An 8391-nucleotide genomic window follows, 5' to 3' on the forward strand; every position below is an offset into this window, starting at 1 on the left:
GTACGGGGGCGGGTGGGACCGCTGCGCGGGGCGTGTTCTCCCGCCTGGGCGTGTTCCCTCACCCGCCCCTTCCCGAACCCGGGCTCGAACTCCGGGCCGGCTGGGGGCGCCTCCTGCGGCCCGCCAGCCGTAGAGGGAGATACCGAAGGCCGTTCCGGCTCCGGGCGGACCCCGGTATCGGGAAGGCGCGGGGCGGGGAAACACAACGGCCCGGCCCCTTCCGGGGCCGGGCCGTGATGAGTGCGTGGGCGTCAGCTCTCCGGCTGCGCCACCGCCTTGCGTGCACGCGTCCGACGCGGCTTGGCCTCCGGCTCAACCGCGGTCTCGGCCGCCGCCTTGGGCTCCGCTGCCTTGCGGGCGCGGGTCCGGCGGGGCTTGGCCTCGGTGTCGGCCTCGACGGCCTCGACCGTGGCGACGGTCTTGCGGGCGCGGGTCCGTCGGGGCTTCGTCTCGGTGTCGGCCTCGACCGTCACGGCCGCCTCGGCCGTGTCGACGGCCTTGACCGCACGCGTCCGTCGGGGCTTCGCCTCGGTGTCGGTGGCTTCGGCGGTGTCGACCGCCTTGGCCGCACGCGTCCGGGTCCGGCGTGGCTTGGTCTCGACGACCGCCTCCGCCTCGACCGTCCCGGTGCCGGCTTCGACGGTGTCGACAGCGTCGACCGCCTTCGCGGCACGGGTGCGGCGACGAGGCTTGACCTCGGCCTCAGGCTCGGTCGCGGTCTCCGCGACCGCGACGACCGCCTCGGCCTCGGCGACGACGGCCTGCGCGGCGCTGCGCGTACGGCGGCGACGCGGCTTGGACTCCGTCTCCGCCTCCGCCTCGACGACGGGCGCGGTCTGCTCGACCGTCTCCACGACGGCCGTCGCCTCCGCGGACGCCTGCGCGCCCACCCGGGTACGACGGCGGCGGCGCGGCACGCGCGGCTCCGCGGACGCTTCGCCGGCGGCCTGCTCGGGAACGACTGCCTCGGCCACGGCCGTCTCGGCCGTCGTCTCCCCGCCGCGGGTGCGGCGACGCTGACGCGGCGTACGCGTACGGGCCGGACGCTCCTCGCGGGCCGCCGGGGCCGACGCGGCGGCCCGGCGGCCGCGGCCACCGGTCTCGCCGAGGTCCTCGACCTCCTCCGCGGACAGACCGGCGCGCGTGCGCTCGGCGCGCGGCAGGACGCCCTTGGTGCCGGCCGGGATGGACAGCTCCTCGAACAGGTGCGGCGACGTGGAGTACGTCTCCGGCGGGTCCGGGAAGCCCAGGTCCAGTGCCTTGTTGATGAGCTGCCAGCGCGGGATGTCGTCCCAGTCGACCAGTGTCACGGCGGTGCCGGACGCTCCCGCGCGGCCAGTGCGGCCGATGCGGTGGAGGTAGGTCTTCTCGTCCTCGGGCGACTGGTAGTTGATGACGTGCGTGACGCCCTCGACGTCGATGCCTCGCGCGGCGACGTCGGTGCACACGAGCACGTCCACCTTGCCGTTGCGGAACGCGCGCAGCGCCTGCTCACGGGCGCCCTGGCCCAGGTCGCCGTGGACGGCACCGGAGGCGAAGCCGCGGCGTGCGAGCTGGTCGGCGATGTCCGCCGCGGTCCGCTTCGTACGGCAGAAGATCATCGCGAGCCCGCGGCCTTCGGCCTGCAGGATGCGCGAGACCATCTCGGGCTTGTCCATGGAGTGCGCGCGGTAGACGCGCTGGGTGGTGTTGCGCACGGTCGCGCCCTCGTCGTCGGGCGAGGTGGCGCTGATGTGCGTGGGCTGCGACATGTAGCGGCGGGCGAGACCGATGACGGCGCCCGGCATGGTCGCGGAGAACAGCATGGTCTGACGCTTGGCCGGCAGCTGCTGGATGATCTTCTCGACGTCCGGCAGGAAGCCCAGGTCGAGCATCTCGTCGGCCTCGTCGAGGACCAGGGCGCGCACGTGCGACAGGTCGAGCTTCTTCTGGCCCGCCAGGTCCAGCAGACGCCCGGGGGTGCCGACGATCACGTCGACGCCCTTCTTGAGCGCCTCGACCTGGGGCTCGTACGCCCGGCCGCCGTAGATGGCGAGCACACGGACGTTACGGACCTTGCCGGCGGTCAGCAGGTCGTTGGTGACCTGGGTGCACAGCTCGCGGGTGGGGACGACGACCAGTGCCTGGGGGGCGTCGGTCAGCTGCTCGGGCTTCGCCCGGCCGGCCTCGACGTCCGCGGGGACGGTGACGCGCTCCAGCAGCGGCAGGCCGAATCCGAGGGTCTTGCCGGTGCCGGTCTTGGCCTGGCCGATCACGTCGGAGCCGGAGAGCGCGACGGGGAGCGTCATCTCCTGGATGGGGAAGGGGGAAACGATGCCGACGGCCTCGAGGGCTTCGGCGGTCTCGGGGAGGATCCCGAGATCCCGGAAAGTCTGCGTAGTCAGGGTGTTGCCTCTTCTGTGAGACGCGGCGCGAGGCGAACGCTGGGGGTCGTACCGCACCTGGGTACTGGACCGGCCGTGGATTGGCCGGTGGCGCGGGACCACTGCCGTCGCTCGAGCGCTCGTGCCGCTGAGGGGGCCCCTCATCTGCGGTCCTGCGCAACTGTGCGCATGATCCACGTGGAGGGCGGTCGGGGTCGGAGCCGATCGGGCCACCGACCGGGCATCCTCATTCATCAGACGGCCTACCGAGGGCACAGAAATACTCTGAACGCTCAGCAGGCGCATTACCACTGTACCCCGGATTCGCGCATCTGTGTTGGGTGAATTCACGAGAACTGTGTTCCCGGCGTGGCTGACCAGGCCCTTCCCCTGTGTGGCGGGCGGGCTATTGTGCCGTTCATGGAGACGCCTGACAACGCCACTGAATCCACCGGTCACACCGGGATCGCCGCCCAGGACTGGGCTGCGGCGTCCGCGGAACCGCAGTATCGTGCCGCCGTCGTGGACCTGCTCGGGGCACTCGCGTACGGCGAGCTGGCGGCATTCGAGCGGCTCGCGGAGGACGCCAAGCTGGCGCCGTCGCTCGGCGACAAGGCCGAGCTCGCGAAGATGGCCTCCGCGGAGTTCCACCACTTCGAGCGGCTGCGCGACCGGCTCACGGCCATCGACGCCGAGCCGACGGCCGCGATGGAGCCGTTCGCCCAGGCCCTGGACGACTTCCACCGGCTGACCGCGCCGTCCGACTGGCTGGAGGGCCTGGTCAAGGCCTACGTGGGCGACTCGATCGCCAGCGACTTCTACCGCGAGGTGGCCGCCCGCCTGGACAGCGACACCCGCGCCCTGGTGCTCGCCGTGCTCGACGACACCGGCCACGGGAACTTCGCCGTGGAGAAGGTCCGCGCGGCGATCGAGGCGGACCCGCGGGTCGGCGGCCGGCTGGCCCTGTGGGCGCGGCGGCTGATGGGCGAGGCCCTGTCCCAGGCGCAGCGGGTCGTGGCGGAGCGGGACGCTTTGTCCACGATGCTCGTGGGCGGTGTGGCGGACGGCTTCGACCTGGCGGCCGTCGGCGAGATGTTCTCCCGGATCACCAAGGCGCACACCAAGCGCATGGCCGCGCTGGGTCTGGCGGCATAGGAACGGTTCTCACCTGCGCGGCGGAGAGGCTTCGGGAAAGGGCCTAAGGCGCGTTTCCCGGGACCTTGCGTCCCGGTATCGCCGCCAGGGTCCGGTCCGTCGCCGGGTCGCCTGTCCGGTCCGTCGTCCGGTTCGTCGCCGGGCCGGTCCTCCGGCCGTCCTCGGGGCGGCCGGACGTCGTGCGGGCTCAGAAAGGGAACGCGCGGCGCAGTCTGCGGGTGGACGGGCGGATCAGCAGCGAGAGCAGCACCGCCCCGATCGCCACGGCCCCCAGCAAGGTCGCGAGGAAGTGACCGGGCCCGAGGGCCACGTGCGTCACGTACGCGCCGAAGAGCGCACCCACCGCGCCGGTGGCGAAGACCGCCCTGCGGGAGGGGAGCCGGTCGCCGAGGTGATGGACCGCCGCCCAGGAGAGTGCGAGCCCGAGCAGGACTGAACCGAGCGATTCCAAGAGCACTGCTGATCTCCTCACGGACGCCGGGTGGGGCTGGGACGGTCGTAGCCGGTACTACCCGGCGTACTCGGAACGCAACCCTCCTACGGCGGTTGTGAGCACCTCTGAGCAGCGGAAGAGGGCCCGGCGGTCGTCCCGCCGGGCCCTCTCCCCAAATGCTTCACCACGCTCGCCCGGACACTGCCCGTGGCGTGCGCCGCCGTCGCGCTAGAGCGCGCCGAATCCCACGCGCCGCGTCGTGGACTCACCGATGTCGACATAGGCGAGCCTGTCGACCGGCACCAGGACCCTGCGGCCCTTCTCGTCCGTGAGGCTGAGCAGCTGCGACTTGCCGGCCAGCGCTTCTGCCACGACGCGCTCGACCTCCTCGGCGGACTCCCCGCTCTCCAGAACGAGCTCCCGGGGCGCGTGCTGCACGCCGATCTTGACCTCCACGGCTATGTCCCTCCGAACGGTCAGTGCGTTGCGCGGTCAGCCGCGCCGTACGCAGCACACATTAGCCCCAAGGCGGCAGCCGTCAGGCGCCGCCCGCAAACGCCAGGAGCGAACAGCCGGACGCCGGGCCCCCGGGCCGGGGGCCCGGTCTCAGTGCTGCTGCTCGGTGCCGTGCAGCGGGAAGCCCGCGATACCGCGCCAGGCAAGCGACGTGAGAAGCTGCACCGCGGTGTCGCGCGGGATGGCCGAGCCGCTGGAGAGCCAGTACCGGGCGACGACCTGGGAGACGCCGCCCAGACCCACCGCCAGCAGCATCGACTCGTCCTTGGACAGGCCCGTGTCCTCCGCGATCACGTCGGAGATGGCCTCGGCGCACTGCAACGACACCCGGTCCACCCGCTCACGGACGGCGGGCTCGTTGGTCAGGTCCGACTCGAAGACCAGCCGGAATGCGCCGCCCTCGTCCTCGACGTAGGCGAAGTAGGCGTCCATGGTGGCGGCGACGCGGAGCTTGTTGTCCGTCGTCGAGGCGAGCGCGCCCCGGACGGCCTGGAGCAATGATTCGCAGTGCTGGTCCAGCAGCGCGAGGTAGAGCTCGAGCTTGCCCGGGAAGTGCTGGTAGAGCACGGGCTTGCTGACTCCGGCACGCTCGGCGATGTCGTCCATCGCCGCCGAGTGGTAACCCTGAGCCACGAAAACTTCCTGAGCGGCGCCCAGGAGCTGGTTTCTGCGGGCTCGGCGTGGCAGGCGTGTGCCCCGCGGGCGCGCCGCCTCTGTCTGCTCGATGGCTGTCACGCCGCCTCCCAATGTAAGAACAAGCACAGTTCTGACAAGCACAGTTCGGGCAGACACTTCTTCGAACACGAATTGTCCGGCCCGGCGCGGGACTCCGCGCGCGCTGCGCGCCGCGCCCGCCATCGTACTTTTGGGTAACCCGGCTGTGCGTCGTGCGGACGCAGGATTTCACGGACCGGACAGTCTCGGAAGCTGCCGGTTCCCGCACCTTGCCCGGACATACCGGGGCAACGGGCGGCAGGTCACCGGTAGTCGTCCTCGTCGAGTTTGACCACGCGGGTCTGTTCGACGGCGTCCGCCTCGTTCGCGGCGGCCGGGTCGACGTGGCTCATCGGGTCGTCGCGCTCGGCGCGCACCTCGGTGTGCTGCTCGGCGGCATCGGCCTCGGGGACCTCTTCTGCACGCGTCGCGCTGTTCTCGTTGTCGTCTTCCTCGAAGGTCTCGGGATCGGTCGGATCGACTGACATGCGGCACCGCTTTCGATGGAGAGCGCGCTTTTGATACGAGCCTATGAGGTACTGATTCATGTCGCTACGTGGTGATTCGGTGACGAGGTCCGGGTGCCCGGTAGGGCGCGAGTGATGTGTGACGCCGAACACATCAAGCACCGCGTGATCGTCTCGTAACATTGCCGCATGTCTTCGACCGAGCTGCCGGGAGCCCGCGCCCTCAGTGCCGCGATGGCCCCGAAGGTCGCGACGGTGCGCGTCGCCGACGGCGAGAAGCTCCGTTCCGTGTCCTTGCCCGGGCTCACCCTGACGGTCCGCTCCCGGCCCCCGGCGCACGCCGGGCTGGCGCCCGCGCTGTACGTGCACGGACTGGGCGGCTCCTCGCAGAACTGGTCGGCGCTGATGGCGCAGCTCGAGGACGTCGTGGACGGAGAGGCGATCGACCTGCCCGGCTTCGGGGACTCCCCGCCGCCGGACGACGGCAACTACTCGGTCACCGGTCACGCCAGGGCGGTGATCCGTTTCCTCGACGCGAGCGCACGCGGCCCGGTGCATCTGCTGGGCAACTCGCTCGGTGGTGCCGTCTGTACCCGCGTCGCGGCCGTCAGGCCCGACCTGGTGCGCACCCTGACCCTCGTCTCGCCCGCCCTTCCCGAGCTTCGGGTGCAGCGCTCCGCCGTGCCGACCGCGTTGCTCGCGATGCCGGGTGTCACCGGGCTCTTCGCGCGGATGACCAAGGACTGGACAGCTGAGCGCCGCACCCGCGGGGTACTGGCGCTCTGTTACGGAGACCCCTCACGGGTGACGGACGAAGCCCTCCGCCACGCGGTCGAGGAGATGGAACGGCGGATGAGCCTGCCCTACTTCTGGGACGCGATGACCAGGTCGGCACGGGGGATCGTGGACGCCTACACCCTCGGCGGACAGCAGGGTCTGTGGCGCCAGGCGGAGCGCGTGCTCGCTCCGACCCTCCTCGTCTACGGGCGCAAGGACCTGCTCATCTCGTACCGTATGGCGCGCAAGGCAGCAGTGGCGTTCCGGGGTTCGCGGATGCTGACGCTCCCGGACGCCGGGCACGTTGCGATGATGGAGTACCCGGAAGCGGTCGCCCAGGCCTTCCGGGAGCTGCTCGACGACTGCGGTAGGAGCTGATCCGGGGCGTGGGACGACACAGCCGCAAGGGCCCCCTCCCGAAGGGAGCCCGCACCGGCACGGACGGTGGACCGGACTCCGGCGAACGGGAGGCCGTGACCGCCGTACCCGGCAACGGCCGACGCAGACTCGCGGCAGGGCCGGGTGCCGGTCCCGGGTGGAACACCCCTGGCCACGGCAGCGATCACGGGGCGCCGAACGCCCGCGGCGGGCACCCGGAGCACCGCGAGCCCGGCGGCGGGTGGGGCGACTGGCAGGGCACGCCGCCGGCGCAGGGCGCGCAGCGTGTCCAGCCGCCTCAGCAGCGCACCATGACCGGCGGGCCGCGTATACCCGGCCCGCGCCGGGAGTACGTCGAGGCCTTCGACAAGGCCCCTGAGCCGCGCCCGCCGCGCCCTGACCGGTACTCGCCCGACCACCCCTACGACTCCGTCACCGACTGGGACACGGGGCACGGGCGGCCGCCCGAGATCGCCGAGGACATCGAGGCAGAGGACGCTGCCGACCCGGACGCCGCGTCGGCCGGGGAACCGCCGGCCAAGGGCGGCAAGGGCCGTACGTTCACGGGGATCGCGGCCGCCGCGGTGACCACCGTGCTCGCCGTGGTGGTGGCCGGACAGGTCGCGACGGACCGGTCGGGCGAGATCGGCTCGCAGGCGTCCGGCGAGGAGCGGAGGGCGCAGCAGCGGCCCGACCGCTCGGAGGGCAGGCCCACCCCGCCCCAGGCCGCGAAACCGCCGGCCGCGCCCCCGACCTATCAGCAGCTGATGGCGCGGCAGTTCCCGATCGACCCGGAGCTCAAGGCCTCCGGTGACTTCGAAGCTGTTCCCGGCTTCGACAAAGCGCCTGGCAAGGGCCGCAAGGTCAGCTACCGCATCGACGTCGAGAAGGGCCTCGGCCTGGACGGCGGCCTCTTCGCCAGGGCCGTCCAGGAGACGCTGAACGACGACCGCAGCTGGGCGCACGGCGGTGCCATGACCTTCGAGCGGATCTCGTCCGGCGAGGCCGAGTTCGTCATCACGCTGGCCAGCCCCGGGACGACCGCCGTCTGGTGCGCGAAGTCCGGGCTCGACACGACCGTGGACAACGTCTCCTGCGACTCCGCCTCGACGGAGCGCGTGATGATCAACGCGTTCCGGTGGGCGCAGGGCGCGGAGACCTACGGCGACGACGCGATGCTGGCGTATCGCCAGATGCTCATCAACCACGAGGTCGGACACCGCCTCGGCTACAACCACGTGAACTGCACCACGCCGGGCGCACTGGCGCCCGTGATGCAGCAGCAGACCAAGACGCTGGACGTCGGCGGCATCAAGTGCCGGGCCAATCCATGGGTGTACCCCGGCGATTGAGCCGCCCCTTCCGTGTACCGGCCTCGGCCTGACCCTCTGTAGGCGAGTCGCACCGTAGCGCGACAGAACGCTGCCCGGCTGCGAAAGTTACGTGCATTCACCCCTTCCGGTGGCGGGGGGGGCGCCCCGCCCCCCCCCCCCCCCCCCCGCCGCCCGGCCCGGGGGGGGGGGGGGGCGCCGGCGCAAACCGGCCGCCCCCCCCACACCCCACACCAGGGGGGGGACGGGCGCGGCTC

At 72.0% G+C, this 8391-nt stretch carries 8 protein-coding genes; 3 read left to right on the plus strand and 5 right to left on the minus strand.

The window, feature by feature from the left end; all coding sequences use genetic code 11:
* Positions 1 to 251 precede the first annotated feature (251 nt).
* Positions 252 to 2528, minus strand: coding sequence for a DEAD/DEAH box helicase (locus ACIPJI_RS09280; protein WP_402245324.1), 2277 nt, complete (start codon positions 2526 to 2528; stop codon positions 252 to 254).
* Between the two features lie 255 nt (positions 2529 to 2783).
* On the opposite strand from ACIPJI_RS09280, the gene ACIPJI_RS09285 reads away from it, so the two are divergent.
* Positions 2784 to 3518, plus strand: coding sequence for a ferritin-like fold-containing protein (locus ACIPJI_RS09285; protein WP_037773809.1), 735 nt, complete (start codon positions 2784 to 2786; stop codon positions 3516 to 3518).
* A gap of 187 nt (positions 3519 to 3705) precedes the next feature.
* Here the strand turns inward: ACIPJI_RS09285 and ACIPJI_RS09290 are convergent, their stop codons facing one another.
* The 4 genes from ACIPJI_RS09290 to ACIPJI_RS09305 all read right to left on the minus strand — a co-directional run bounded on the left by ACIPJI_RS09290 (position 3706) and on the right by ACIPJI_RS09305 (position 5669).
* A complete protein-coding gene (locus tag ACIPJI_RS09290) occupies positions 3706 to 3975 on the minus strand; it encodes a hypothetical protein (protein WP_189466161.1) in 270 nt (89 codons plus the stop codon).
* Between the two features lie 204 nt (positions 3976 to 4179).
* Positions 4180 to 4407, minus strand: coding sequence for a DUF3107 domain-containing protein (locus ACIPJI_RS09295; protein WP_053556957.1), 228 nt, complete (start codon positions 4405 to 4407; stop codon positions 4180 to 4182).
* Between the two features lie 150 nt (positions 4408 to 4557).
* Positions 4558 to 5202, minus strand: a complete 645-nt coding sequence (locus tag ACIPJI_RS09300) for a TetR/AcrR family transcriptional regulator (protein WP_307708158.1) — start codon at positions 5200 to 5202, stop codon at positions 4558 to 4560.
* 242 nt (positions 5203 to 5444) lie between these two features.
* Entirely contained in the window at positions 5445 to 5669 is a 225-nt protein-coding gene (locus tag ACIPJI_RS09305) for a hypothetical protein (RefSeq protein WP_402245327.1), read from the minus strand.
* Between the two features lie 168 nt (positions 5670 to 5837).
* On the opposite strand from ACIPJI_RS09305, the gene ACIPJI_RS09310 reads away from it, so the two are divergent.
* Both ACIPJI_RS09310 and ACIPJI_RS09315 read left to right on the plus strand, forming a co-directional pair.
* Positions 5838 to 6803, plus strand: a complete 966-nt coding sequence (locus ACIPJI_RS09310) for an alpha/beta fold hydrolase (RefSeq protein ID WP_402245328.1) — start codon at positions 5838 to 5840, stop codon at positions 6801 to 6803.
* A gap of 8 nt (positions 6804 to 6811) precedes the next feature.
* Positions 6812 to 8155, plus strand: coding sequence for a DUF3152 domain-containing protein (locus ACIPJI_RS09315; RefSeq protein WP_402245330.1), 1344 nt, complete (start codon positions 6812 to 6814; stop codon positions 8153 to 8155).
* Positions 8156 to 8391: the final 236 nt, after the last annotated feature.

Origin of the sequence: Streptomyces sp. NPDC086835, from assembly GCF_044745705.1 — a bacterium.
GTDB lineage: Bacteria > Actinomycetota > Actinomycetes > Streptomycetales > Streptomycetaceae > Streptomyces.

Coding starts and splice junctions, on each gene's coding strand:
- ACIPJI_RS09280 (WP_402245324.1), bottom strand. CDS start 2,528: ATGAGGGGCCCCCTCAGCGGCACGAGCGCTCGAGCGACGGCAGTGGTC.
- ACIPJI_RS09285 (WP_037773809.1), top strand. CDS start 2,784: ATGGAGACGCCTGACAACGCCACTGAATCCACCGGTCACACCGGGATC.
- ACIPJI_RS09305 (WP_402245327.1), bottom strand. CDS start 5,669: ATGTCAGTCGATCCGACCGATCCCGAGACCTTCGAGGAAGACGACAAC.
- ACIPJI_RS09310 (WP_402245328.1), top strand. CDS start 5,838: ATGTCTTCGACCGAGCTGCCGGGAGCCCGCGCCCTCAGTGCCGCGATG.